25 protein-coding genes are annotated in these 24,304 nt (G+C 68.9%); 13 read left to right on the plus strand and 12 right to left on the minus strand.

Features of this window, described 5'->3' with window-relative positions:
* Positions 1-182: 182 nt before the first annotated feature.
* Genes ACFC06_RS20395 through ACFC06_RS20405 form a run of 3 tightly spaced genes read left to right on the plus strand, consistent with a single transcriptional unit; the run spans position 183 to position 3,102 of the window.
* Positions 183-1,544, plus strand: coding sequence for a hypothetical protein (locus ACFC06_RS20395; RefSeq protein WP_375933357.1), 1,362 nt, complete (start codon positions 183-185; stop codon positions 1,542-1,544).
* Between the two features lie 11 nt (positions 1,545-1,555).
* Complete coding sequence (locus ACFC06_RS20400; RefSeq protein ID WP_375933360.1) at positions 1,556-2,071, plus strand: ImmA/IrrE family metallo-endopeptidase; 516 nt, start codon at positions 1,556-1,558, stop codon at positions 2,069-2,071.
* The gene (locus ACFC06_RS20405; RefSeq protein ID WP_375933363.1) at positions 2,068-3,102 is read left to right on the plus strand and encodes a hypothetical protein; all 1,035 of its coding nucleotides are present in this window, start codon (positions 2,068-2,070) and stop codon (positions 3,100-3,102) included. Before ACFC06_RS20400 ends, ACFC06_RS20405 begins: the two co-directional genes overlap by 4 nt.
* 163 nt (positions 3,103-3,265) lie before the next feature.
* On the opposite strand, the gene ACFC06_RS20410 is transcribed toward ACFC06_RS20405, so the two are convergent.
* Positions 3,266-3,682: a helix-turn-helix domain-containing protein gene (locus ACFC06_RS20410; RefSeq protein ID WP_019044759.1), complete on the minus strand. Its 417-nt coding sequence runs from the start codon at positions 3,680-3,682 to the stop codon at positions 3,266-3,268.
* A gap of 364 nt (positions 3,683-4,046) precedes the next feature.
* Positions 4,047-5,210: a steroid 3-ketoacyl-CoA thiolase gene (locus tag ACFC06_RS20415; RefSeq protein WP_375933367.1), complete on the minus strand. Its 1,164-nt coding sequence runs from the start codon at positions 5,208-5,210 to the stop codon at positions 4,047-4,049.
* Positions 5,211-5,342: 132 nt separating this feature from the next.
* On the opposite strand from ACFC06_RS20415, the gene ACFC06_RS20420 reads away from it, so the two are divergent.
* Positions 5,343-6,623 (plus strand): cytochrome P450, encoded by a 1,281-nt coding sequence (locus ACFC06_RS20420; protein WP_375933370.1) that lies wholly within the window; start codon positions 5,343-5,345, stop codon positions 6,621-6,623.
* Between the two features lie 67 nt (positions 6,624-6,690).
* Here the strand turns inward: ACFC06_RS20420 and ACFC06_RS20425 are convergent, their stop codons facing one another.
* Genes ACFC06_RS20425 through ACFC06_RS20445 form a run of 5 tightly spaced genes read right to left on the minus strand, consistent with a single transcriptional unit; the run spans position 6,691 to position 11,171 of the window.
* Positions 6,691-7,104, minus strand: coding sequence for a nuclear transport factor 2 family protein (locus tag ACFC06_RS20425; protein ID WP_375933373.1), 414 nt, complete (start codon positions 7,102-7,104; stop codon positions 6,691-6,693).
* Positions 7,101-7,988 carry a TIGR03619 family F420-dependent LLM class oxidoreductase gene (locus ACFC06_RS20430; protein WP_375933376.1) on the minus strand — a complete coding sequence of 296 codons (888 nt, stop codon included), beginning with the start codon at positions 7,986-7,988 and terminating at the stop codon, positions 7,101-7,103. The genes ACFC06_RS20425 and ACFC06_RS20430 overlap by 4 nt, the downstream gene beginning before the upstream one ends.
* Positions 7,985-9,154 carry a thiolase domain-containing protein gene (locus ACFC06_RS20435; protein ID WP_375933379.1) on the minus strand — a complete coding sequence of 390 codons (1,170 nt, stop codon included), beginning with the start codon at positions 9,152-9,154 and terminating at the stop codon, positions 7,985-7,987. The genes ACFC06_RS20430 and ACFC06_RS20435 overlap by 4 nt, the downstream gene beginning before the upstream one ends.
* Positions 9,151-10,188 carry a thiolase domain-containing protein gene (locus ACFC06_RS20440; protein WP_375933382.1) on the minus strand — a complete coding sequence of 346 codons (1,038 nt, stop codon included), beginning with the start codon at positions 10,186-10,188 and terminating at the stop codon, positions 9,151-9,153. The genes ACFC06_RS20435 and ACFC06_RS20440 overlap by 4 nt, the downstream gene beginning before the upstream one ends.
* 17 nt (positions 10,189-10,205) lie before the next feature.
* Positions 10,206-11,171: a Zn-ribbon domain-containing OB-fold protein gene (locus ACFC06_RS20445; protein WP_375933385.1), complete on the minus strand. Its 966-nt coding sequence runs from the start codon at positions 11,169-11,171 to the stop codon at positions 10,206-10,208.
* Positions 11,172-11,236: 65 nt separating this feature from the next.
* On the opposite strand from ACFC06_RS20445, the gene ACFC06_RS20450 reads away from it, so the two are divergent.
* Positions 11,237-12,274, plus strand: a complete 1,038-nt coding sequence (locus ACFC06_RS20450; protein ID WP_375933388.1) for an LLM class F420-dependent oxidoreductase — start codon at positions 11,237-11,239, stop codon at positions 12,272-12,274.
* A 22-nt stretch (positions 12,275-12,296) separates the two neighbouring features.
* Positions 12,297-13,832: an acyl-CoA synthetase gene (locus ACFC06_RS20455; protein ID WP_375933391.1), complete on the plus strand. Its 1,536-nt coding sequence runs from the start codon at positions 12,297-12,299 to the stop codon at positions 13,830-13,832.
* Positions 13,833-13,841: 9 nt separating this feature from the next.
* Here the strand turns inward: ACFC06_RS20455 and ACFC06_RS20460 are convergent, their stop codons facing one another.
* A complete protein-coding gene (locus ACFC06_RS20460; RefSeq protein WP_375933393.1) occupies positions 13,842-14,840 on the minus strand; it encodes a sigma-70 family RNA polymerase sigma factor in 999 nt (332 codons plus the stop codon).
* A 152-nt stretch (positions 14,841-14,992) separates the two neighbouring features.
* On the opposite strand from ACFC06_RS20460, the gene ACFC06_RS20465 reads away from it, so the two are divergent.
* Positions 14,993-15,406, plus strand: a complete 414-nt coding sequence (locus ACFC06_RS20465) for a VOC family protein (RefSeq protein ID WP_375933396.1) — start codon at positions 14,993-14,995, stop codon at positions 15,404-15,406.
* 55 nt (positions 15,407-15,461) lie between these two features.
* Here ACFC06_RS20465 and ACFC06_RS20470 read toward each other — a convergent pair whose 3' ends face one another.
* Positions 15,462-16,244 carry a crotonase/enoyl-CoA hydratase family protein gene (locus tag ACFC06_RS20470; RefSeq protein ID WP_375933399.1) on the minus strand — a complete coding sequence of 261 codons (783 nt, stop codon included), beginning with the start codon at positions 16,242-16,244 and terminating at the stop codon, positions 15,462-15,464.
* An 85-nt stretch (positions 16,245-16,329) separates the two neighbouring features.
* Here ACFC06_RS20470 and ACFC06_RS20475 point away from each other — a divergent pair, with 85 nt between their 5' ends.
* Positions 16,330-17,973, plus strand: a complete 1,644-nt coding sequence (locus ACFC06_RS20475) for an acyl-CoA synthetase (RefSeq protein ID WP_375933402.1) — start codon at positions 16,330-16,332, stop codon at positions 17,971-17,973.
* Positions 17,974-18,063: 90 nt separating this feature from the next.
* Here ACFC06_RS20475 and ACFC06_RS20480 read toward each other — a convergent pair whose 3' ends face one another.
* Positions 18,064-19,242 carry an FAD-dependent monooxygenase gene (locus tag ACFC06_RS20480; protein WP_375933405.1) on the minus strand — a complete coding sequence of 393 codons (1,179 nt, stop codon included), beginning with the start codon at positions 19,240-19,242 and terminating at the stop codon, positions 18,064-18,066.
* A gap of 99 nt (positions 19,243-19,341) precedes the next feature.
* Between ACFC06_RS20480 and ACFC06_RS20485 the strand changes: the two genes are divergently transcribed.
* The 3 genes from ACFC06_RS20485 to ACFC06_RS20495 are packed head-to-tail and all read left to right on the plus strand — an operon-like array spanning position 19,342 to position 20,545.
* Complete coding sequence (locus tag ACFC06_RS20485) at positions 19,342-19,947, plus strand: TetR family transcriptional regulator (protein WP_375933408.1); 606 nt, start codon at positions 19,342-19,344, stop codon at positions 19,945-19,947.
* 32 nt (positions 19,948-19,979) lie between these two features.
* Positions 19,980-20,177: an antitoxin Phd gene (locus tag ACFC06_RS20490; RefSeq protein ID WP_358152882.1), complete on the plus strand. Its 198-nt coding sequence runs from the start codon at positions 19,980-19,982 to the stop codon at positions 20,175-20,177.
* Positions 20,174-20,545: a type II toxin-antitoxin system death-on-curing family toxin gene (locus ACFC06_RS20495; RefSeq protein ID WP_375935657.1), complete on the plus strand. Its 372-nt coding sequence runs from the start codon at positions 20,174-20,176 to the stop codon at positions 20,543-20,545. The genes ACFC06_RS20490 and ACFC06_RS20495 overlap by 4 nt, the downstream gene beginning before the upstream one ends.
* 34 nt (positions 20,546-20,579) lie before the next feature.
* On the opposite strand, the gene ACFC06_RS20500 is transcribed toward ACFC06_RS20495, so the two are convergent.
* The gene (locus ACFC06_RS20500; RefSeq protein ID WP_375933412.1) at positions 20,580-21,674 is read right to left on the minus strand and encodes an acyl-CoA dehydrogenase family protein; all 1,095 of its coding nucleotides are present in this window, start codon (positions 21,672-21,674) and stop codon (positions 20,580-20,582) included.
* Positions 21,675-21,697: 23 nt separating this feature from the next.
* Positions 21,698-22,891 (minus strand): acyl-CoA dehydrogenase family protein, encoded by a 1,194-nt coding sequence (locus tag ACFC06_RS20505; RefSeq protein WP_375933415.1) that lies wholly within the window; start codon positions 22,889-22,891, stop codon positions 21,698-21,700.
* Between the two features lie 188 nt (positions 22,892-23,079).
* Here ACFC06_RS20505 and ACFC06_RS20510 point away from each other — a divergent pair, with 188 nt between their 5' ends.
* Both ACFC06_RS20510 and ACFC06_RS20515 read left to right on the plus strand, forming a co-directional pair.
* Positions 23,080-23,268: a ferredoxin gene (locus ACFC06_RS20510; RefSeq protein ID WP_375933418.1), complete on the plus strand. Its 189-nt coding sequence runs from the start codon at positions 23,080-23,082 to the stop codon at positions 23,266-23,268.
* A gap of 43 nt (positions 23,269-23,311) precedes the next feature.
* Complete coding sequence (locus ACFC06_RS20515; RefSeq protein ID WP_375933421.1) at positions 23,312-24,214, plus strand: 3-oxoacyl-ACP reductase; 903 nt, start codon at positions 23,312-23,314, stop codon at positions 24,212-24,214.
* Positions 24,215-24,304 lie beyond the last annotated feature (90 nt).

Consider the following 24,304-nt stretch of genomic DNA (forward strand, 5'->3'; position numbering starts at 1 on the left):
TCCCGGGAATCTCCCGGGACCTGTGCTTTTGCCATTTCACGCGCGTTCAGGGGGCTGTACGACTTTTGCTCTCCTCTGCGGGGGAGCGGCGGTGGGTTTACTATGGGCTACTGTTCGTCGATCCCGGCATGAATCGCGACCGGGGGTAATGCTGCGCCGGGAACGAAGGGGATGACAAGCGCATGGCCGTTGGTCGCATGTTGCGCGTATTTGCCGCCGCGAGTGTGCTGGCAGGTTGTGCGCTACTCGGGCCCGCGGTCGCTGTCGCCGCCCCCGGCAGTCCGTCCACCCCCGCCGCCCAGGCGCCAGGAAGTGGCAGCAGTGGGACGGGGAGCAGCGGCGACAACGGTCAGGACGCCGGAGAGCACGCCGAACTGACCCTGCCCGGTGCGCCGGGGGAGCGTCAGCGTGACAGCTGCGGGCACGGCGGCCCGGCCGACAAGTGCCCCGCCGCCGACCAGACTCCCGGCCAGGGCCAGGGCCAGGGCCAGGGCGAGGACAGCGGCAACGGGCTGGGCCAGGACAACGGCAGCCCCGGTGTGCCCAGTGGCTCCGGCGGTGGACAGCCCGGCAGCAACCCGGCGGGCGCCCCGGTCGCCGAAGACGAATGGCAGCCGCTCTCCATCCCGGGCCAGTCCGATCAGGACATCCCCACCAGGGAAGTAGCGGGCTCCGGTTCCGCCTCCGGCTCGGCCGCCGTCGGCTCCGCTGCAGGCGCCGGTTCCGCCGCGGCGGGTCTGGCCCTCGGCACGGGCTCGGCGGGCCTCGGCATCCTGCTCGGCACCGGCTCGGCCGGGGTCGGCGCCGTCCTCGGGACGGGCTCGGCGGGCATCGCCGCGGTCCTCGGCACCGGTTCGGCCGGTGTCGGCGCGGTGCTGGCCACGGGGTCCGCCGGTGCGGCGGGCGTGCTCGCCACCGGTTCGGCGGGCGCCGCCGCGGTGCTCGGGACGGGCTCGGCCGCGGTCGGTTCGGCCGCCGCGGGCACCGGCTCCGCCGCCCTCGGCCTCGGCTCGGCGGTCCTCGGAACAGGTTCCGCCGCAGTGGGTTCCGCCGGGATCGGCTCGGCCGCGGTCGGTTCCGCCGGTGCGGGTTCGGCGGCGACCGGTTCCGCCGCCGTGGGCTCCGCGGCGGTCGGCTCGGCCAGCCCCCTGCTCCTGCTGCTGATCCCGCTGCCCACGCCCCCGGCCGCCCCCGCCTTACCGTCGATCGCCATCCCGCCCGCCCCGGACGTGCCCTCGATCGCGGCACCGAATATCGCTGTGGCAGCGCCGGTTCCGGCAGCAGCGCCGCCCGCGGCGGAGGCGCCTGCCCCTGCCGCGCCACCCGCCGCCGCTCCCGCTCCGGCCGCCAAGCCCAACCACGAGTTCGTCCCCACCAGTGACAACAGCGGCCTGCCCGAGCCGAAGCTGCTGTCGGTGATCGGTGGTCTGATCGCGCTCACCCTGGCCGGAACCGGTTCGGGCGCAGTGAGTTTCCAAGGTGCCGCGGCCGCCCAGGCGCGGGTGAACGCGGCGCGTGCCGAGTTCTTCGGACCGAGGTCGTGAGGGGATCTTCGATGAGCAGGAGCAAGACCCAGAGCACCTCCCGGTCCTACCGCCGCGTGGCCGCCGCCGTCGACGCGGTCTGCGCGGTGGCCGCCGACTCCGACGCGACCACCCTCGACGAGGTGGTGGCGGCGGTCTCGCTGGAACGTGACCGCGAGATCGAGATCACCAGCGCGCAGCTGGGGCCGGGTGTGTGCGGGCAGCGCCGGTTCTATCCCGAACGCGACATCATCGTGCTCGCCGATGCCCTGCCCAGCCGCGACCACACCCTCGCCCACGAACTGGGCCACATCGTGTTCGACCACGAGGGCGCCCCGACCGTGGAGACCACGCTCGAGGTCAGCGACGACCTGATCGCCTACATGCTCAGCCAGCGCGCGCACGCGCAGATCGTCGAAGACGGCTCCGACGACCTCGCCGAATGGGAGGCCGAGACCTTCGCGGCCATGCTGATGACCCGCCTGCGCGTGTTCAACAACCGGGGCGCAGGCGTCTCGGTCCTTCGATTCGATGAGGCACTCGGATGACACTCTGGTTGACAGCCCTGCTGGTCTGGGTTGCCGCGGGTGCGCGAGTGGGACGCGTGCTGGTGAAGCCGGCCACGACGGCCCGCGTCGCCATCGTCGTCGCGGTGGCCGCGGTCGCGCTCGCCGCGACCGTCGCCATTCCCGATATCGCGGTCGCCGTCGACAACCTGCTGCCCGGCGGTGTGCACAACGGCTGGTTGTCCACCGGCATCGTGGTCTCGGCGTGGATCCTGTTCACCACCGCCACCTCGGTGGTCGCCTCGGCGGCCTGGCCGGTGGTGTCGCGGCGCAATCTGCGCCAGGTGGCGATGGTGGTCTACGGCATCGGCGCGCTGGCGATCGCGATCACGCTGGCCTGGTCGTTCACCTTCGGCTGGATCGTGGTCGCGCTGGGCGCGGTCTTCATCGTCACCACCGGTCTGCGCAATCTGGACTGGACCACCCTGGGTCGTGGCATCGCGATCTACACGGCGGGAACGGCTTTGGTCGCCATCCTCGCGGTCGCCAACGCGGGTCGCGCATTGCAGGGCGCGGTGCCGCCGCCGCCCGGTGAGCCGCTGTGGGGCTGGGCCGCGTGGGAGATCGCGAGCCTGCTGATCTCGCTGGGCGCGGTGTCGATCGTCATCGAGCTGTGGTGGCGGGCGCGGGTGCTGCTGCGCCGCATCCGGCCGCTGCACAAGCTGATGGTCGGCCGGTTCCCCGAGGTGGTGGCGCCCGAGCAGAACGCGACATCCGCCCAGCTCAAGGCCTCCGACCACGTCGCGCAGGTGATGGACGCGCTGTATCTGCTCTCCGGCAGCGGCATCGTCATCCCGGCGGCGGGCGAACCCCCGGACTCGGTCCCCGAGCGGGCCGCCGTCGTGGCCGAGTGGGCCCGCAACCCCCTGGGTGACCTGTTCGTCGACGCCCGCTGGATCGCCCCACCCCCCGGCGTCAGCCCCCGCGGCTGGGTCCTCGCCCTCGCGACCAAGTACGAGGAAGTCGCCGCCGCCGCGGGCCCCGCCCCGAAAGCCACCGCCGCCCGAGGCTGACTCGCCCACTGCCGAGAACCGCGGCACCAGCGGCAAATGTCACAGAGAACGGGCCTGAGCTGGTGGGTTGCACCGTCTCAGGCCCGTTCTCTGTGCGTATCCGATCTTCTCCGGCCGGTCCCAGGACACCATCAGGTGCGTCAGGCCGACCGCCGTGTGGATCCTATTCCGTTCCATCCGGCGGAATTTCGGGCAAACCTTCGCTCGCCCGAAGCTTCTCCGCCATGGAGGTGAGCAGATTCTGTGATTCTTCGGAGAGGTCGAATGCCCTGCTGGACAGTCGACGCAGCCCGTAGCCCTGCAACTGCGCGAGCAGCTCCAGGTCGTGGTCGATCTTGGCCGCGTAGATGTCGTTGAAGAAGTAGTCAGGCTTGACCTTGAAGAACTTCGCCAGGGCGGCCACCGTCTCGTCGGACGGGTTGGTTCGTTGTCCCGACCGCAACTGCGAGAGATACGGCTTCGAGATCGGATGCCCGGAGGCAGTCAGCGCAGCCGCAACCTCTGCGTTGGTATGCGGCTTGCGCCCCGGGGGATGCACGGTTTCGAACAGCTTGTTCAGCCGCGCCGCGAAATCAGCCATTGTGAGCCGCCCAATTCCCTTCACTGTACTAACAGTCGTTATCTCGGATACGTATCATTGATATTAGCGGCTCAGTAACTGAAAACCTACGCCTGATTCGGGATTTCTCTGCGATTTCCGGCGCTCACCTGCGTGCAGGGGCGGCGGCGGTCGCGTTTGCGGGCCACGCCAACGACTCTTGTGGAGCCGTGGGGTGTCCGAGTTCGTGCCCGTCGCAGGGGTCTTCCACCATGGACTCATGGTAGCTCAAAGATAGCTGATATGTCATCGTCCCCCCGGCCCCCTTGATTGTGTGGCGTACGACACGTTCCGGGCGCCCTGGGATGAATGTTCAACCTGGGCGCCCGGTTTCGGTGAGAGCAGTCTACAGGCGCTCGATGATCGTGCCGGTGGACAGGGCCCCGCCTGCGCACATGAGCACCATGGCGGTGCCGGCGCCGGTCCGCTCCAGTTCGTGTAGCGCGGTCGTGATCAGGCGCGAGCCGGTGGAGCCGACCGGATGCCCGATTGCGATCGCACCGCCGTTGACATTTACCCGAGACATGTCCGGCTTGTGTACAGCGGCCCAGGAAAGGGCGACCGAAGCGAATGCTTCGTTGATCTCGAAAACATCGATATCCGAAATCGACATTCCCGAGCGTTCCAGCAGCCGGGTGCACGCCTGCACCGGTCCGTCGAGGTGGAACTCCGGCTCGGCGCCGACGAGCACCTGGGTGTGGATGCGGGCGCGCGGGCGCAGACCCTTACGGCGCGCGACGGTTTCGTCCATCAGCAGCACGGCCGCGGCGCCGTCGGAGATCTGCGAGGAGGTGCCCGCGGTGTGGATGCCGTCCTCGACCACCGGCTTCAGTGCCGACAGGCCCTCCAGGGTGGTCGCGCGCAGGCCGCCGTCCCGGGTGACCTCCACCTTCTCGCCGGTGGGCTGTCCTTCGGAATCCAGCACGGGCGCCGAGACCGGCAGCACCTCGCGATCGAACCGGCCCTCGGTCCAGGCCTGTGCGGCCAATTGCTGTGAGCGCAAACCGAACTGGTCCACATCGGCGCGGGTGATGCCGCGCCTGCGGGCGATCCGCTCGGCCGCGCCGAACTGGTCGGGCATGTCGATCGACCAGCTGGCCGGGCGGCGCGCGCCCGCCTCCTTCGGCACATTGGCGCCCAGCGGCACCCGGCTCATGGCCTCGACGCCACAGGCCACGCCGACATCGATCGCGCCGGTGGCGATCAGGCCCGCGATGAGGTGGTTGGCCTGCTGGGCCGAGCCGCACTGGGCGTCGACGGTGGTCGCGCCGGTCTGCCAGGGCAGGCCCGCGTGCAGCCAGGCCGTGCGGGTGACATTGTTGCCCTGCTCGCCGACCTGGGTGACGCAGCCGCCGATCACCTGCTCGACCTCGGCCGGGTCCAGGCCCGCCCGGTCGAGCAGGCCGCGCTGGGCCAGGCCGAGCAGTTCTACCGCGTGCAGTCCCGAAAGCTGCCCCCGACGCTTGCCGATCGGGGTGCGAACGGCCTCCACGATCACGGGTGTGCCCATCTGATTCTCCCTCGTAACTGCAACAAGTTCTGTTCTGTAGCCCAGAGTAAAACCGCGAGGTTCTTCCGTACCGGCAACCCCTGTGCTTGAATGATTGTAGAACGTGTTTCAGTTTGTCGAAGGAGACATCTGGTGGTAGATCCGCGCAACGAAGCCACGGGTACCCTGCCGAACCTGCCCGACGGGTTCGACGTCACCGACCCGGACATCTACGCCGAGCGTGTCCCGGTGGAGGAATTCGCCGAGCTGCGCCGCTCGGCCCCGATCTGGTGGAACGCGCAGTCGCCGGAGGTCGGTGGCTTCCACGACGACGGCTTCTGGGTGGTGAGCAAGCACGCCGACGTCAAAGAGGTGTCGCGGCGCAGCGACGTGTTCTCCACCTACGAGAACACCGCGATCCCGCGCTTCAACGACGACATCCAGCGCGAGCAGATCGAACTGCAGCGCTTCGTCATCCTCAACAAGGACGCCCCGGAGCACACCAAGCTGCGCAAGCTGATCGCCAAGGGTTTCACCCCGCGCGCGGTCAACGGCCTGCGCGCCGAGCTGTCCGCGCGCGCCGAGCGCATCGTCAAGGCCGCGGCCGAGGCGGGCACGGGCGACTTCGTCACCCAGGTGGCCTGCGAACTGCCGCTGCAGGCGATCGCCGAGCTGATCGGGGTGCCGCAGGAGGACCGGATGAAGGTCTTCGAGTGGTCCAACGACATGACCGGCTACGACGACCCCGACAATGTCGACATCGACCCGGTCAAGGCGTCGATGGAGCTGCTGGGCTACTCGTACCAGATGGCCGAGGCGCGCAAAGCCTGTCCGGCCGACGACCTGGTGACCACGCTGATCGAGGCCGATGTCGACGGTGAGGCGCTCACTCCCGAGGAGTTCGGCTTCTTCGTCATCCTGCTGGCCGTCGCGGGCAACGAGACCACCCGCAATGCCATCAGCCACGGCATGATCGCGTTCATGGAGAACCCCGACCAGTGGGAACTCTTCAAGAAGGAACGCCCGGCCAGCGCCGTCGACGAGATCATCCGCTGGGCCACCCCGGTGACCTCCTTCCAGCGCACCGCGCTCGAGGACACCGAACTCGGCGGCGTGCAGATCAAGAAGGGCCAGCGGCTGGTGATGCTGTACTGCTCGGCCAATTTCGACGAGGACGTCTTCGAGCATCCGGAGAAGTTCGACATCATGCGCAAGGACAACCAGCACCTGGCCTTCGGTGGCACCGGTGCCCACTTCTGCGTCGGCGCGAACCTGGCCCGCCTCGAGGTCGATCTGATCTTCAACGCCATCGCCGACCACCTGCCCGACATCACCAAGATGGGCGACCCGAAGCGCCTGCGTTCGGGCTGGCTCAACGGCATCAAGGAACTGCCGGTCGACTACCAGACCAAGGGCTGCCCGGTCGCCCACTGACCACCGCAACGCGAATCGGCCCCGATACCTCGAAAGGTATCGGGGCCGATCACGTTGTGCGGGTTGATCAGGACACGGCGCGCGCGGTGCCCATCGCCCGGTCGACTTCCCAGAACGCGCGCAGCGCGGCGATCTTGCCGTCGGCGTCGACCTTGTAGGTGAACACGCCCTCGGCGTCGATGACATGGCCCGCCATGGTGGTGCGGATCATGCCGGTGAAAGCGATCTCGTCGCCGCAGGCGAAGGAGTCCTCGAACAGGAACTCGATCGACTCGGTGGCCGCGATGGCCTTGTCCCAGAAGGCGGCGATCGCCGTGTGACCGCGATGGCCGACGCCCTCCGGATCGAAACCCGAAGGGCCGACCGGGTCCTCGACGATGCCGTCGGCGGCGAACAGCGCGACCCAGGCGTCCTTGTCCTTGGCGCGCACCGCGGCCTGGGAGGACAGGCCCGCGGCGCGCGCGGAACGGTCGAGGCTCATCCCGCCACCGCCACGATCGGATCGGCGATGTACTTCTCGGCGAAGCGGCGCAGCGAGTCCTGCTTGGCGGCCAGCTCGCCGTCGAAGCCGATGCCGTCCATCAGCCAGGGGACCACGATGGTGTCGGTGACACCGGCGTCGGCCAGGTCCTGGTAGCCGGCGCGGCCGTAGCGGTCGATGCAGACGGCCTGGATCTCGAAGGGCACCTCGGTGCGGCCGTATTCGGCGCGCAGTTCGGTGAGCTTCGCGATGGTGGTCTGCAACTGCTCGAACTTCATCATCGCCGAGGTCCAGCCGTCACCGATGCGGGCCGCCCGGCGCAGCGCCGGACCGGTGTGCCCGCCGACGTAGAACGGCACCGGCTCGCTCGGCGCCGGACTCATCTGCAGCGACTCGAAATCGTAGAACTCGCCGTGGAATTCGACCATGCCACCGTCGAGGACGAGCTTGATCACCTCGATCATCTCGTCCACTCGGGCGCCACGGCGCTCGTAGGGCACCCCGCACCACTCGAATTCCTCGGGTGCCCAGCCGATCCCGACGCCGAAGCCGAAGCGATTGTTCGACATGTTGGCGATCGAGCCCACCTGGCGGGCCAGCAGCAGCGGATTGCGCGAGCCCAGCTTGAGGACATTGGTGTAGAAGCGCAGGTCGGTGGTCACCGCGGCCATGGATGCCGCGGCGATCAGCGGATCGACCCACGGGGTGTCCGGACCCCAGAAGCGGCTGCCGTCGGGGGTGTAGGGGTAGTCGGCGGCCTGCGACTTCATGTAGAACAGCGAGTCGGGCAGGCCGATGGAGGTGAATCCGCATTCCTCGGCCGTCTTGGCCAGCTCGGTGAGCTGGTCCAGCGGGCTCAGCGCGACGCCGACGGTGAATTTCATGACAGACGCTCGCTACCGACGACCCACATCGAGAAGTACTGGGAGCCACCGCCGTACGCGTGGCCGAACGCCTTGCGCGCGTTGTCCACCTGGTAGTCGCCCGCGCGGCCCATGACCTGCTTGGCCGCCTCGGCGAAGCGGATCATGCCGGACGCGCCGATCGGGTTGGACGACAGTACGCCGCCCGATGGGTTGACCGGCAGCTTCCCGCCGATGGCCGTCTCGCCCGCGTCGGTGAGCTTCCAGCCTTCGCCCTCGGGCGTGAAACCCAGGTTCTCCAGCCACATCGGCTCGAACCAGGAGAAGGGGACGTAGATCTCGGCCGCGTCGATCTCTTCCAGCGGGTCGGTGATCCCGGCCTGCTGCCACAGCGCCGCCGCGGCGGCCTGGCCTGCCTGCGGGCTCACCTGGTCGCGGCCCGCGTAGGCGAGCGGCTCGGTTCGCATGGCGGTGCCGTGCACCCACGCCACCTTCTTGCCCTGCGCTTCCACGGCCCTGGCCGCGTCCTCGTCACCGATCACGATGGCGCAGGCGCCGTCCGAGGACGGGCAGGTCTCGTCGAAACGAATGGGATCCCACAGCATTTGGGACGCCATGACCGATTCCACGGTGATATCGGGCTGGTGCAGATGGGCGAATGGGTTGCGCGCGCCGTTGCGGCGATCCTTCACCGCGACCATCGCGCCCACGTGCAGCGGGGCGTTGGAGCGGCGGATGTAGGCGCGCACGTGCGGGGCGAAGTAGCCGCCCGCGCCTGCGCCGACCGGCATGGTGAACGGCACCGGGCTCGACAGCGCCCACATGGCGTTGGACTCCGACTGCTTCTCCCACGCCACGGCCAGCACGCGGCGATGCACTCCCGCCTGCACCTGGTTGGTCGCGACAATGGCGGTCGAGCCGCCGACGGAACCGGCGGTGTGCACGCGGAGCATCGGTTTTCCGGTGGCGCCGAGGGCGTCGGCGAGGAACAGCTCCGGCATCATGGAGCCCTCGAAGAAGTCGGGGGCCTTGCCGATGATCACGGCGTCGATATCGGCCATGGTCAGGCCGGAGTCCGTGAGCGCCCGATCGACGGCCTCGCGGATCATTCCGGCCATCGAGACATCGGACCGTTTGGTCACGTGATGGGTCTGACCGGTGCCGAGGACGGCAGCTGCGTAGCTCATGAACGTGCCTCCAGGGTAGCCACCAGGTTCTGCTGCAACGCGGGCCCGCTGGCGGCATGCGCCAGTGCGCGGTTCGCGGTGCCGTTGATGATCTCGCGGGCGGCGAAGCCGATGCGCTCCAGCCCGGCCGCGAACATGGGGTTGCCCGAGAGCGGGCCGCCGGACGGGTTGATCCGGGTGTCGGTGTTCAGGCCGATGGCCTGCTTCAGGATCAGCTCCTCGTGGGTGAACTGCGCGTGCAGCTCGGCGAGGTCGAAACCGCCCGCGTCACCGCCGGTGACGGCGTTCGCGGCCTTGGCGGCGGACGCCGACACAGTCAGGTCGCGCGCACCCAGAACGGGGGAGTCGATGTAGTGCGCCATGCCGGTCAGCCAGGCCGGGCGCTCGCACAGTTCGCGGGCCCGGTCGCCCACGGCCAGCACGACCGCGGCCGCGCCGTCGGTGATGGGGGCGATGTCGTGGGCGCGCAGCGGGTCGTTGAGCTTCGGTGCGGCCAAGAGCTTGTCGATGTCACCGCCGCTGGTGCGGGCGGCCACCGCGGCCATCTCGGCCTCGGTCCAGACACCGGCGTCCAGGCCGGCGCGGGCCTGCAGGCCCGCCAGCGACAGCGAGTCGACGCCCAGCGGCGCGACCAGGTACGGGTCGGTCTGCAGACCCAGGATCTGGCGCAGGGTACCGGCCGAGGACTTGCCGAAACCGTAGACCAGCGCCGTCCGCGCTTGTCCGGAGCGGAGTTTCACCCACGCCTCGTACAGCGCCCAGGCCGCGTCCATCTCCACGTGCGACTCGTTGATCGGCGGCACCGCGCCGATCGAGTCGATGGCGGAGATGAACGAGAACGCGCGCCCGGCGAGGTAGTCCGAGGATCCGGAGCACCAGAAGTCGATGTCCGCGACGCCGATGCCGAGCTTCTCGTAGATCTCGTGGAAGCAGGGCGCGAGCATCTCGACGCCGTTGGTGGTGCCGAAGGTCTCCGGCACGTGCGGTGCGTGGGCGAAGCCCACCACCGCGATGTCGGTTGCTGTGTTGGTCACAGTGTTTCAGCGCCTCTCTACAGGTGGTGCGCGAACGAGTCGTAGTCGGCGTCGGGCTCGCCGGTCGGCCGGAAGTGGTCGATATTGGCCATCGACAGGCCCCACTCCTCGCGCGGCTTCCACACGGCCTCGACCCGCATACCCATCCGGACCTCGTTGGCGTCGACGCCGAGCACCAGGTGCAGGAAGGGGATGTCGGCGCCGTCGAGCAGCACGTACGCGGCCACGTACGGCGGCTTCAGACGCTGGCCGAGGAACGGCACGTTCACGATGCAGAAGGTGGTCACGATGCCCTTGTCGGACACCTCGACGAAGTCGTCGGTCGGCGAGCCGTCACGTGGGTCGGCGCCGCGCGGCGGGAAGTACACCTTGCCGTCCAGCTTGGCGCGGGCGCCGAGCAGCTTGCCCTCCATCAGGCCCTTCAGGAAGACGGCTTCCTGCGGCGCGGCGGTGTGCTGGACCGAGTAGTCGACGGGGGTCACGATGCCGGTGACCGGCTCCGCCTCGGCGGTGGAAGCCGTCGCCGGAGCAGACGTCTCACCCGGCTCGAAGGCCGCGATGTCGTGGATGTCGCCGGTGCGCTCGGCGGCCCAGCGGGCCCGCACGCGCATGCCGGTCGAGATGTCGGCGGGGCTCGCCACATCCACCGCGTGCAGGATGGCGGTGTCCGCGCCGTCGAGCTTGATCAGCGCGTAGGCGAAGGGCCGGTCGAACGGCATGGCGGGCAACGGCTCGGCCACCCAGGACCAGGTCTGCACCGTGCCGACATCGGAGACGTCGACGAATTCCGTCAGCGGTTCCGCCGTCTTCGGATCGAATTCCGCGGGCGGCACGATCACGCGCCCGTCGGAACTCCGCACCCCGACGACCTTGCCGGCGCGCAGTTCCGTGAGGAAGCGCCCGATGGTCGGACCGGTGGAGCGGGTGTAGTCGAATTTCATCCGCAGCGGTGCGGAGAGTACTTCGGTGTTCCCCAGAGTCACGATATCGAGTAGAACAGGTTCTAGTGACGGTGGCAAGAGCCGGATATTCCAGGAAGGACAGGCAAATGCGCTTTGGCTTGCAACTCGGATATTGGGGCGCGCAGCCGCCCGCCGATACGCGGGAATTGATCGCGGCCGCGGAGGAGACCGGATTCGACGCCGTCTTCGCCGCCGAGTCCTGGGGCTCGGACGCCTTCACGCCGCTGGCGTGGTACGGCTCCGACACCAGCCGGATGCGGCTGGGCACCTCCGTGGCGCAGCTGTCGGCGCGCACCCCCACCGCGACCGCCATGGCCGCGCTGACGCTGGACCACCTCAGCGGCGGCCGGGCCATCCTCGGCCTCGGCGTCTCCGGACCGCAGGTGGTCGAGGGCTGGTACGGCCAGCCCTTCGCCCAGCCGCTGGCGCGCACCAGGGAGTACGTCGACATCGTGCGCAAGGTGCTGGCCCGCGAGGCGCCGGTGACCTCCGACGGCAAGCACTACGGCCTGCCCTACGCCGGCCCCGGCGCCACCGGCCTGGGCAAACCGCTCAAGCCGATCGTGCATCCGCTGCGCGCGGACCTGCCGATCTGGCTGGGTGCGGAGGGTCCGAAGAACGTGGCCCAGACCGCCGAGATCGCGGACGGCTGGCTCGCGATCTACTACGCCCCGCGGCTGGCCGGGATGTACAACGAGTGGCTCGACGAGGGCTTCGCGCGTGCGGGTGCGCGGCGCGGTAGAGCCGATTTCGAGATCGCGGCGAGCGCGCAGGTGGTCGTCACCGACGACCCCGCGGGCGAGATCGAGCGGATGCGCTGGATCACCTCGCTCTACATCGGTGGCATGGGCGCGCCCGAGCTGAACTTCCACGCCCAGGTCTACAAACGGATGGGCTACGGCAAGGAAGTCGACGAGATCTCGGCGCTGTTCCAGGCGGGTCGCAAGGCCGAGGCCGCCGCCGCGGTGCCAGACGAGCTGATCACCGACACCGCCATCTTCGGCGACGAGGCCCACGTGCGGACCCGGTTGAAGGAATGGGAGGACGCCGGCGTGACGATGATGCTGATCTCGGTGTCCGACGCGGATCAACTGCGCCGCATCGCACCCCTTGTCGAACGGTAGAACACGTTCTAAATTCGATGAGATGAGCAGCCAGCAGACAACGGAAGTCCTCGGACTGTGGAATATCGCCGCGGCCGATCCCGAGCGGATCGCCGTCGTCGACCCGGACGGCACCGAGATCAGCTATCGAGAATTGGCCACCCTGGCCAACCGCTACGCCAACGGGCTACGCGGGATCGGCTTGCGGACCGGGGACGTCGTCGTCAGCATGCTGCACAACGGCGTCGAGGCCATCGCCGCGTACTTCGCCGCCTACCAGGCCGGTCTCTACATCGTCGCGGTGAACTGGCACCTCACCGCGCCGGAGATCGCCTACATCCTCGGTGACAGCGAGGCGGCGGCCTTCCTGGCCAGCGAGCGCTTCGCCGCGACCGCCGCCGAGGCCGCCGACCTGGCCGAACTGCCGGCCGACGCCCGCTTCGCCGTGGGCACGGTCCCGGGCTTCCGGCCGGTCTCGTGGCTCGGCGCCGCCGACACCGGCCGGCCCGACGAGCGCTCGGTGGGCGCCCCGATGCTCTACACCTCGGGCACCACCGGGCGGCCCAAGGGCGTGCGCCGCCCGCTCACCGGGGCGGACCCGGATGTGGTTCCGGCGCCGAACAAGTCGTTCTTCAGCCTGTTCGAGCTGGCCCCCTACGACGATCACGTGCACATCTGCGGTTCGCCGCTCTACCACACCGCCGTGCTCAACTTCTCGACCATCTCCATCCAGCTCGGCCACAAGCTGGTGCTGATGGACCGGTGGACCGCCGAGGACATGCTCGCCCTGATCGAGCGCCACAAGGTGACCCACAGCCACATGGTGCCCACCCAGTTCCACCGGCTGCTGGCCCTGCCCGAGGACGTGCGCGCCCGCTACGACGTGTCCTCGCTGCGCAGCATGGTGCACGGCGCCGCGCCGTGCCCGCAGCAGACCAAACGGCAGATGCTCGACTGGTGGGGCCCGGTCGTCACCGAGTACTACGCCGCGACCGAGGGCGGCGGCACGGTCATCAACGGCACCGACTGGCTGCGCAAGCCCGGCTCGGTGGGCAAGGCGTGGCCGTGGTCGGTGATCAAGATCCTCGACGAGACCGACGGTTCCGAGCTGCCCGCGGGCAAGGAGGGCCTGGTCTACATGAAGATGGGCGCCTCCAGCTTCGAGTACCACCACGCCAAGGAGAAGACCGAGGAGGCGCGCGTCGGTGACCTGTTCACCGTGGGCGACATCGGCTACCTCGACGAGGACGGCTACCTCTACCTGTGCGACCGGCGCTCGGACCTGATCCTGTCCGGTGGCGTCAACATCTACCCCGCCGAGATCGAGGGCGTGCTGATGAGCCACCCGAAGGTGGCCGATGTGGCGGTTCTCGGTGTGCCCGACCCGGATTGGGGTCAGCAGGTGAAGGCGTTCGTGCAGCCGGTGGAGGGCGCCGACGGCGACGATGCGCTCACCGCGGAGCTGATCGAGTTCGCGGCGGGCCAGCTCGCCAAGTACAAGCTGCCCCGCACGGTGGAATACCGCGCGGAGCTGCCGCGTGATCCCAACGGCAAGCTGTACAAGCGCCGCCTGCTCTGACCGGCGCCGCTAGACGGCCTCGCGCCACTCGGGTGCGAGGCCGAACAGCGGGAACAGCCGCTCGGTGTCGAGGAAGAAGTTGAGTCCGGCGATGGTGTCGCCGTCGAGTTCGAGCACCGTGATCGACCACGGCACCCAGACGCCCGGCTCCTCGCTCGGCTTGTAGTGGCCGAAGGCGGGCAGCCCGTTGGCGCCGGCCAGCGGCACCATCCGCGAATCGCGGCAGGCGCTGCCGGTGCCGAGCATGAACGCGGCCACGTTCTCCGGCCCGGAGATCCACAGCTCGAACGGCGGCATCGACAGCGCCACATCGGCTTTCAGCAGCGTGGTGAGCGCGTCCATGTCGTAGGCCTCGAACGCCTGCACGAAATCGTCGATGAGCTTGCGCTGGCCGGGATCGGACTCGTCGAACCCGTCGCCGGTGGAGGGCTGCACCTTCGACATGGTCGCTCGCGCGCGTTGCAGCGCGGAGTTCACCGACGCGGGCGACATCATCAGCGCCTCGGCGGTCTCGCTCGCGGAGAAACGCAGCACCTCGCGCATGATCAGGATCGCGCGCTGGGTGGCGGGCAGATGCTGGCAGGCCGCGACGAAGGCCAGGCGCAGCGTGTCCTTGGTGGAGGCGTGCTCGGCCGGGTCGGCACCGAAGGCCAGGCCGTTGGGGATCGGTTCGATCCACACGTAATCGGGCTGCGGGGCGGGCAGCGGGGAATCGGGGCGGCCGGGCCCGTTGAGATCCATCGGTCTGGCCCGGCTCTGTGGGCGATCGAGCATGTCCAGACAGATATTGGTGGCGATCTTGTACAGCCACGAACGCAGACTCGCGCGGCCCTCGAACGAATCGTAGGAGCGCCAGGCGCGGGTGAAGGTCTCCTGCACGGCGTCCTCGGCCTCGAAGGAGGAGCCGAGCATGCGGTAGGCGTACGCGCACAACTCGCGCCGGTGGGATTCGAATTCGGCCAGCACAGCGGGGTCGGGGCCGGTGGTGGCGGTTGTGGCGTCGCTCATAGTTCCTCACGATGCCACAGGGGTCCGACAGCCGACAGGGGCGAAAACGATCGGCGGCGGATTCCGCCGATTTCACGGGTGACCGATTAATCCGCCGGGGGCGCCGCGTCTACATGTTCGAGACCGCAACGACGCCCGAAAGGCCGATACCCATGAGCAGCAAGATGATCTTCATCAACCTCCCCGTCGCCGACCTCGACCGCTCCAAGAGCTTCTACGAGGCCCTCGGCTGGAAGGTGAACGAGGATTTCACCGATCAGAACGCGTCGTGCATCGTCATCGACGACAACATCTGCCTGATGCTGCTGACCAAGCCGTTCTTCTCGACCTTCAGCACCCGCCCGATCGCCGACACCGTCAACACCGCTGCCGCGGGCTACGCGCTCTCGCTGGCCAGCGCCGCCGAGGTCGACTCCCTCACAGACGCAGCCGTCGCCGCCGGTGCCACCGAACAGACCAACGACGACAAGCGCGCCCAGGAAGCCGAGGTCGGCATGCACGGCCGCACCTTCCTCGACCCCGACGGCCACCAGTGGGAGCCCTTCTACATGAACTACCCGGGCTGAGATCTGCCTTGTCGACGAGGGCGCAGGGCGGTCGGCCCGGCGCCCTCGCGGCCGTTCAGGAGCCGGTGAAGTTCGGCTTGCGCTTTTCGGCGAAGGCGCGCGGGCCTTCCTTGGCGTCGGCTGATCGGAACACCTCGATGCCGATCTTCGCCTCGATGGGGAACGCCTCGTTCTCCGGCATCGCCTCGGTTTCGCGCAGTGTGCGCAGCATCGCCTGGACGGCGAGCGGGCCGTTGTCGGCGATCTGGCCCGCCAGCGCCATGGCCTTGTCGAGGGCGGTCCCGTCGGGGACCACGTGTCCGATCAGGCCGATCTCCTTGGCCTCCGCCGCGGTGATGTGCCGCCCGGTCAGCAGCAGATCGGCGGCCACGGTGTACGGGATCTGCCGCGCCAGGCGCACCGCGGAACCCCCCAGCGGGAACAGGCCCCAGCGGGCCTCGGAGACACCGAATTTGGCACTTTCCCCGGCGACGCGCAGATCGGTGCCCTGCAGGATCTCGGTACCACCGGCGATGGCCGGGCCCTCGACCGCGGCGATCAGCGGCTTGGACAGTCGCCGGCCCTTCAGCAGCGCGGGCAGGTAGGCCGGGTCCCAGCTGCCGCCCGCGGCGGTGTCGCCCGGATGCTGCGAGCTCATCGCCTTCAGATCCATGCCCGCGCAGAAGGCCCCACCCGCGCCGGTCAGGATGGCGACGCGGATCTCGGGATCGCTGTCGACCTGGTCCCAGGCATCGCGCATGATCGCCATCATCTCGCCCGAGAGGGCATTGCGCGCCTCCGGCCGGTTCATGGTCACGATGAGGACATGGTCGCGCTTCTCGACCAGGCAGTGGGCCATCCGAATTCTCCTCCACGTCGCGGACTCGCGGGCGAGTCTCGCCGAAACCTTGTCAGAAACAGTAACACGTTCTATTTTTGACTTTGTGAGCTACAACATAGCCGATCTCGTCGAACACGCCGTCGACCTGATGCCCGACCGGATCGTGCTGGTCGGCGAGCATCGTGAGTCGACCTATGCCGAACTGGAGGAGCGGGCCAACAAGCTGGCCCACTACCTGCAAGAACAGGGCGTGCGTCCCGGCGACAAAGTCGGAATCTACTCCCGCAACACCGTCGAGGCCGTCGAAGCGATGGTCGCGATCTTCAAGGCGCGGGCGGTGATGATCAACGTCAACTACCGCTACGTCGAGAACGAGTTACTGCACATCTTCGAGAACTCGGACATGGCCGCGCTGATCTTCGAGCGCCGCTACGCCGACAAGGTCGACGCCGTGCGGGCCAAGGTGCCCGGCCTGAAGACGCTGGTCGTCGTCGAGGACGGCACCGACGGCCCGACCCCGCCCGGCGTCATCGAGTACGAAGCCGCCCTGGCCGCGTCCTCGGGTGAGCGCGACTTCGGCGAGCGCTCGCCCGACGACATCTACATGCTCTACACCGGCGGCACCACCGGCCTGCCCAAGGGCGTGATGTGGCGGCACGAGGACGTGTGGCGGGTGCTCGGCGCCGGCATCAACTTCGTCACCGGCGAATACGTCAAGGACGAGTGGGAGCTGGCCAAGGTCGGTGCGGCCAACCCGCAGATGGTGCGCTTCCCGATCCCGCCGATGATCCACGGCGGCTCGCAGTGGGCCACCTTCCACAGCCTCTTCGGCGGCGGCAAGGCCGTGATGATCCCCGAGTTCAGCGGGCACGGGGTCTGGCAGGCCGTCGACAAGCACGGCATCAACCTGATCTTCATCACCGGCGACGCGATGGCGCAGCCGATGCTCGACGCGCTCGAGCAGGGCAACCCGGATACCGGTGAGCCCTACGATCTTTCGACGCTCTACGTGCTGGCCAGCAGCGCGGCGCTGTTCTCGCCGCCGCTCAAGGACAAGTTCCTCGAGCTGCTGCCCAACCGGATGATCTCCGATTCCATCGGCTCCTCGGAGACCGGTTTCGGTGGTCTGTCGCTGGTCGCCAAGGGCGCCACCCACACCGGCGGCCCGCGGGTGAAGATCGACGCGGCCACCCAGGTGCTCGACGAGCAGGGCAATCCGGTCGAGCCCGGTTCGGGCGTGATCGGTCTGCTCGCGCGCAGCGGGCACATCCCGCTGGGCTACTACAAGGACGAGGTCAAGTCGGCCGCGACGTTCAAGGAGTTCCACGGGGTGCGCTACGCGATCCCCGGCGACTACGCGCGCGTCGAGGAGGACGGCACGGTCACCATGCTCGGCCGTGGTTCGGTGAGCATCAACAGCGGCGGCGAGAAGATCTACCCCGAGGAGGTCGAGGGCGCGCTCAAGGCGCATCCGGACGTCTTCGACGCGCTCGTGGTCGGGGTCGAGGACGCGCGCTGGGGTCAGCGGGTGGTCGCGGTGGTGCAGTGTCGCGACGGCAAGCGGCCGACGCTGGCCGACCTGAAGCCGGTGCTCACCCAGGAGATCGCCTCCTACAAGCAGCCGCGCAGCCTGTGGTTCGTCGACGAGATCAAGCGCTCGCCCGCGGGCAAGCCCGACTACCGCTGGGCCAAGGCGCAGACCGACGAGCGGCCTGCCGACGAGCACGCCGACGCGGGTTCCGCGTAGTCCCACCACCGAACGGCCCGCCCGGTGTCACCGGGCGGGCCGATTCGCGTTGATCACCACGCATCGGTCGATGCCGTCACGACCGGCTCCCTAGCGAGTGCTGAGTTCGGCGAGCCGGTGGGCGAGGGTGGTGCGGATGGTGGGGATGCGGGTGAGCAGGCGCAGGGCGGTGTTGCGGGCCGTGCGGGCGGGGGCCGAGCGGAGGGTGGCCATGCGGGTCATGCGGTCGGTGAAGGCGACGACGTCCAGGGCGATCGGCCTGCGGACGGTCTCGTAGCTGTCGAGCAGCGAATCCGGCTCGCCCGCGACCACTTTCGCCAGCAGGCCCGCGAGCGCGGCGGCATCCTGGATGCCGGTGTTCATACCTTGACCGCCCGCCGGGCTGTGCACATGCGCGGCATCACCCGCGAGCAGGACGCGGCCCGCGCGGTACCGCTCGGCCACGCGGTGGTGCACGCGGAAACGCGAGCTCCACAGCACCTCGTCGACCCGGACCTCGCCGCCGGGGCCGCGGGCGTCGAGCAGCCGCTGGATGTCGGTGCGTGACGGGTGTTCGGGAGCGTCGTCCACGGTGGCGACCACGCGGTAGCGTTCCTGTGCGGGATCGGGCAGCGGAGCCACCACGGTGACACCCTCGGGCGAAAGATGCAGGGACACTTCGGTACGCGGGGTGGGCCAGCTCATCCGCACGTCGGCCAGGACGAACGAGGCCGGGTAGGTGTCGCCGGTGAACCCGATGCCCGCCTGCTCGCGCACCACGCTGTGCATCCCGTCGGCGCCGATCACATACGCGGCGGTGATGGTGCCCGGAGTTCCGTCGGCATCGGTGTATTCGACGGTGACGCTGCCGTTCTCGTCGGTCAGCCCGGTCATCGTGTAGGGCCGGTGGACCGTGCCACCCGCCCGGTGCAGGCGCTCGAGCAGCACCGCCTCGGTGACATCCTGCGGAATCATCAGTGTGTAGGGGAATTCCGTCGGCAGATCACCGAAACCGATGGTGGCCAAGGTCTTCGGACCGTCGTGGATCTTGAAGGTGGGCACCTTGATGCCCTGTGCCACGAGCTCGTCCGCCAGACCCAGTTCCGCGAGAACTTCGAGAGTCCTGGCATGCACCACGGCGGCGCGCGAGGTGTTCGCGCCCTCGCCCAGCCGATCGATGAGGACGTGGTCGATGCCGGCCTCGGCGAGCACGATCGCGGCGGTGAGCCCGGCCGGGCCCGCGCCGACGATGACGACGGAGGTGAAGGCGGGGAGCTGGGTGGCGGACATCTGCGACTCCTGGTCAACGCTTGTTTGCCAACGCTTGTAGGCATAACGGTAGACCTGCTGGTGGCAGCAGTCAACAGTTGTTGGCCTACACTTGTTGGCATGAAGACGCCGAACCCTCCGGTGCGTCGCTCCGACGCCACCAAAGCCGTCATCCTCGACGCGGCCCGCGCGCGCTTCGCCGCCGACGGCTACGCCAAGGCCACCATCCGCGCCATCGCCGCCGACGCGGAAATCGACCCGTCCATGGTCATGCGGTACTTCGGCAGCAAGGACGGCCTGTTCGCGGCGGCCGTGCGGATCGACCTCGACCTGCCCGATCTCACCACCGCGTCACCGGACACCCTGGGCAAGCGCCTGATCCGGCGCTTCCTGACGATCTGGGAGGGCAGCGACAACCCGGTCCTGCTCATCCTGCTCCGCACGGCCATCACCGACGACGCCGTCGCCGACCGCGTCCGCGCCATCTTCGCCGAGCAGGTCCTGCCCGCCGTCCTCCGCGTCGGCGACCCCACCGACGCCCCCCGCCGCGCGGGCCTCATCGCCACCCAGCTCCTGGGTATAGCCCTGTGCCGCTACATCCTGCGCCTACCCCCGGTGGTCGAAATGCGCCCCGAAGCCATCATCACCGACATAGCCCCGACCATCCAGCGCTACCTGACCGCCGAGCCTTCGGGTGCTATCGGTGATGCTGGACAAAACCTGTAGAACCGACTGGTACCACGCGGTACCATCGGGGCATGGCTGGTCTCAACGTGCGATTCACCGATGAGGAACTGGATGCGCTCAGGCAGCGCGCCGAAGCCGAAGGGCGGAGTATGCAGCAGTTCGCGCACGATGCGGTTGTCGCGGCGATCAACGAGCGGGCGCGATTGTTCAACGAGGCGGCAGATCATGTGCTCCGGGTCAGTGAAGAGCTGAACCGGAGGCTTGCCTGATGCAGTATCTGACGTTGTCGGAGCTGCTGAGCTTGGCCAAGCGGCTCGGCACCCCGGATGTCCGCGACTACGGGCTGCTCGATTCCGCATCGGCGCGGCCCCAGTCGAGCGTTTTCGGGCAGGACGCCTATCCCGACATGTGGCAGAAGGCCGCAGCGCTGATGGAATCGCTCGCCCGCAATCACGGCCTGGTCGACGGGAACAAGCGCCTTGCCTGGTATGCGACCTGGGTGTTCCTGCACCTCAATGGAGCCCCGCTCGACGAGACATTCGACGTGGACCGCGCTGAGGAGTTCGTGCTCGCTGTGTGTCAGGGACAGCTCGACGTGTCGGCCATCGCGAAGGAACTCGTCCGCTTCGCTCGATAACGCCCACTGCGTCCGCTTTCGTGTGCGGGTGTAGCTAACTCGCCAGTTCTGCGCCCAAGGCGAGGAGGTGGGGGGTGGCGCCGCCGAGGGCGAATTCGTGGTGTTTGGCGGCGGTGAAGTAGTTGTGGACGATGTGGTCGCGGTCGATGCCGAGGCCGCCGTGGATGTGGATGACGGTGTGGGCGACCCTGTGGCCCGCTTCGGCGGCCCAGAACTTGGCGATGTGGACGGCCTCGGTGGCGGGCAGGCCCTCGGTGACGCGCCAGGCGGCCTGGGTGACGGCCAGGCGCAGGCCGCCGATATCGATGTAGGCGTCCGAAAGGCGCTGGGCGACAGCCTGGAACGAGCCCAGCGGCTTGCCGAACTGTTCGCGGGTGCGGGTGTGCTCGGCGGTGAGTTCCAGCGCCCGCTCCAGGGTGCCCAGTTGCAGGGCCGACAGGCCCAGCCAGGCCTGCTCGCGCAGCCGGGACAGGACTTCGGCGCCGGTGTCGAGGGTGCCGAGCAGCTCGGCGGGGGTGTTCGAGAACTCGACGAGGAACTCCGGCGCGAGGTCGACCACCTGCTGGGCGGTGCGGGTCACCGAGGCGTGCGCGGGGTCGACCACGAACACCGCGGTCTGCCCGGAAACCAGGGCGGGCACCAGGATTCGCTCGGCACGGTCGGCGACGGCGACGGTGGTCGCGGTGCCGGTGAGGGTCCAGCCGTCGGCCTCGGTGGCCGCGATGCCCGGCGCGTCGGTGGTGGCGTGCAGCGGTTCGGCCAGTGCGGCGGTGAGCACGATCTCGCCGGTGCCCGCGCGAGCCGCCAGGGCGCGCTGATCGGCGTCACCGAAGCGGGCCAGCGCGTCGGCGGCCACGACCACCGACCACAGCACCGGCACCGCGGCCACGGACTTGCCGAGTTCGCGCAGGATCGCGGTCTGTTCCAGTGCGCCGAAATCGCTGCCGCCCAGGTCTTCCGGCAGGGCGGCGGCCAGCACGCCCGCGTCGGCGAGCGCCTTCCACAGCTGCTCGTCGAAACGGCCCGCGGTGTCGAGTTCGCGCAGGCGGTCGGCGGTGACGAGCTTGGCGCAGATATCGCCGGTCAGCCGGGCGAGGTCGAGCTGGGCTTCGGTGGGAGTGAAATCCATGAGGGGATACCGGCTTTCGTCGATCAGCGGGCGGAGGCGGGCTGGCGCAGGGCGGTCATGGCGATGATGTCGCGCTGCACCTCGTTGGTGCCGCCGCCGAAGGTGAGGATCAGCGCGGCCCGGTGCATCCGCTCGAGCCTGCCCAGCATCGCGGCGCCGGGGGAGTCCTGACGCAGGTAGCCGTGCGCGCCGACGACCTCCATGAGCAGGCGATAGGCCTCGGTGGACAGCTCGGTGCCGTAGATCTTGCAGGCCGAGGCGTCCCACGGCTTGGGCGCCGCCTCTCCGCCCTGGTCGGCGCGGCTGGCGATCTCCCAGTTCAGCAGTTTGAGGTATTCGACCTTGGCGTACACGCGGGCCAGGTTCAGCCGCACCCATTCCTGGTCGATGACGCGCAGGCCGTCGGGGCCGATGGTCTTCTTGGCCCACTCCACGGTCTGGTTCACCGCCAGCGAGAGCGGTCCGGCCGAGGTGAGCGCGACGCGCTCGTGGTTGAGCTGGTTGGTGATCAGCGACCAGCCGCCGTTCTCCGGGCCGACCATGGCCGAGGCGGGCACCCGCACGTCCTGGTAGTAGGTGGCGGAGGTGTCGGGCCCGGCCATGGTGTGCACCGGGGTCCAGGAGAAGCCCGCGGTGTCGGTGGGCACGATGAACATCGTGATGCCCTTGTGCTTCTTGGCCGACGGGTCGGTGCGCACGGCCAGCCAGATGTAGTCGGCGTAGGCGATGAGGCTGGTCCACATCTTCTGGCCGTTGATCACGAAGTCGTCGCCGTCGCGCACGGCCGAGGTGCGCAGCGAGGCCAGGTCGGTGCCCGCGCCCGGCTCGGAGTAGCCGATGGCGAAATGCAGTTCGCCCGAGGCGATCTTGGGCAGGAAGAACTTCTTCTGCTCCTCGGTGCCGTACTGCATGATCGTCGGCGCGACCGAGTTCAGGGTGAGGAAGGGGACCGGGGCGCCGGCGATGGCGGCTTCCTCGACGAAAATCAGCTGATCCATCGTGGTGCGGTCCTGGCCGCCGTATTCCTTCGGCCAGCTCAGCGTGAGCCAGCCGTCGCGGCCCATCTGCCGCACGACCTCGCGATAGACATCGCCCTCGCCGTATTCGCCGGTCTGCAGGCTCAGCGCCTTGCGCCGCTCCGGCGTCATCAGCTTGCCGAAATACTCGCGCAGCTCGGCGCGGAGTTCTTCCTGCTGCGGCGTATACGCGACGCGCATGCTTGCTACCTCGGTCTCTCGCGGCCAAACAGTGGGTGGCGGGACGCAGGGGATGAGCCCCGCCGAAACCGATCATTGCATATCAACTGGAACATGTTCCAGTATTGACAGTGAATCGGTGGCCGTTCCGCTCCGCGGGACCCACAGCCCGGGTTAGTGTCGCCGAGACCGCGTGGAAGGAAGCTCTCATGAAGATCATCGTCGATTTCGACCGGTGCGAAGCGAACGGCGTCTGCGTCGGAATCGCCCCTGACATGTTTGAACTCGATGACGACGACAACCTGCACGTGCTCGAGGGTGACGTGGCCGACGATCGCGTCGCCGACGCGGAGGAGGCCGTGGCGCAGTGTCCCAAGGCCGCGTTGCGGTTGGCGTGATCGCCTCTTGTCGGATAGTGAAACACGTTCTAAAGTCGGCCCGATGAGTGTGATGCAGACTTCACTGGAGGGCCGGGTCGCCATCGTGACCGGCGCCGGCGCGGGACTCGGCCGGGCCGAAGCTCTCGCGCTGGCCGCGGCGGGCGCGGCGGTGGTCGTCAACGACCTCACCGAGGACGCCGCCGCCGAGACCATCGCCGCGATCCGCGAGCTCGGCGGCAAGGCCGAGTTCGTCGGCGGCTCGATCGCCGAGCGGTCCACCGCCGACGCCCTGATCGCGACCGCGCAGGACGCCCTCGGTGGCCTCGACATCGTGGTGAACAATGCGGGCATCACCCGTGATCGCATGCTGTTCAACATGTCCGACGAGGACTGGGACGCGGTGATCGCGGTGCACCTGCGCGGGCACTTCCTGCTCTCGCGCAATGCCGGTGCCTACTGGCGCGCGGCCTCCAAGGCGGCGGGTGCGCCGGTCTACGGCAGCCTGATCAACACCTCCTCCGAGGCGGGTCTGCTCGGTCCGGAGGGGCAGGCCAACTACGGCGCCGCCAAGGCGGGTATCACCGCTCTCACGCTCACCGCGGCCCGCGGCCTCGCGCGCTACGGCGTGCGCGCCAATGCCATCTGCCCGCGGGCCAGGACGGCGATGACCGAGGCGGTCTTCGACTCCGCGCCCGAGGGCACGGTCGACCCGCTGGCCCCCGAGCATGTGGCCAAGCTGGTGGCCTACCTCGCCTCGCCCGCCGCCGAGGCGGTCAACGGCCAGGTGTTCGTCGTCTACGGACCGATGGTGGCGCTCATGGCTGCACCGACGGTCGAGCAGCGCTTCGACGCGGCCGGCGCCGAGTGGTCCGAGGCCGACCTGGCCGCCACGCTGGCGGGCTACTTCGCAGAGCGTCCCGCCGACCACACCTTCTCGGCTCGCGCCCTCCGCGATCTGGGCTGATCCGCGCACCGGCGATTTGCCGGATGTTGGCTCGCCACGCGCCGCGACGAAACATTGACCTGAGTCCTGTTGTACGGCGGTCCAGGTGTT

Origin of the sequence: Nocardia sp. NPDC056064 (genome assembly GCF_042266925.1) — a bacterium.
Classification (GTDB): domain Bacteria; phylum Actinomycetota; class Actinomycetes; order Mycobacteriales; family Mycobacteriaceae; genus Nocardia.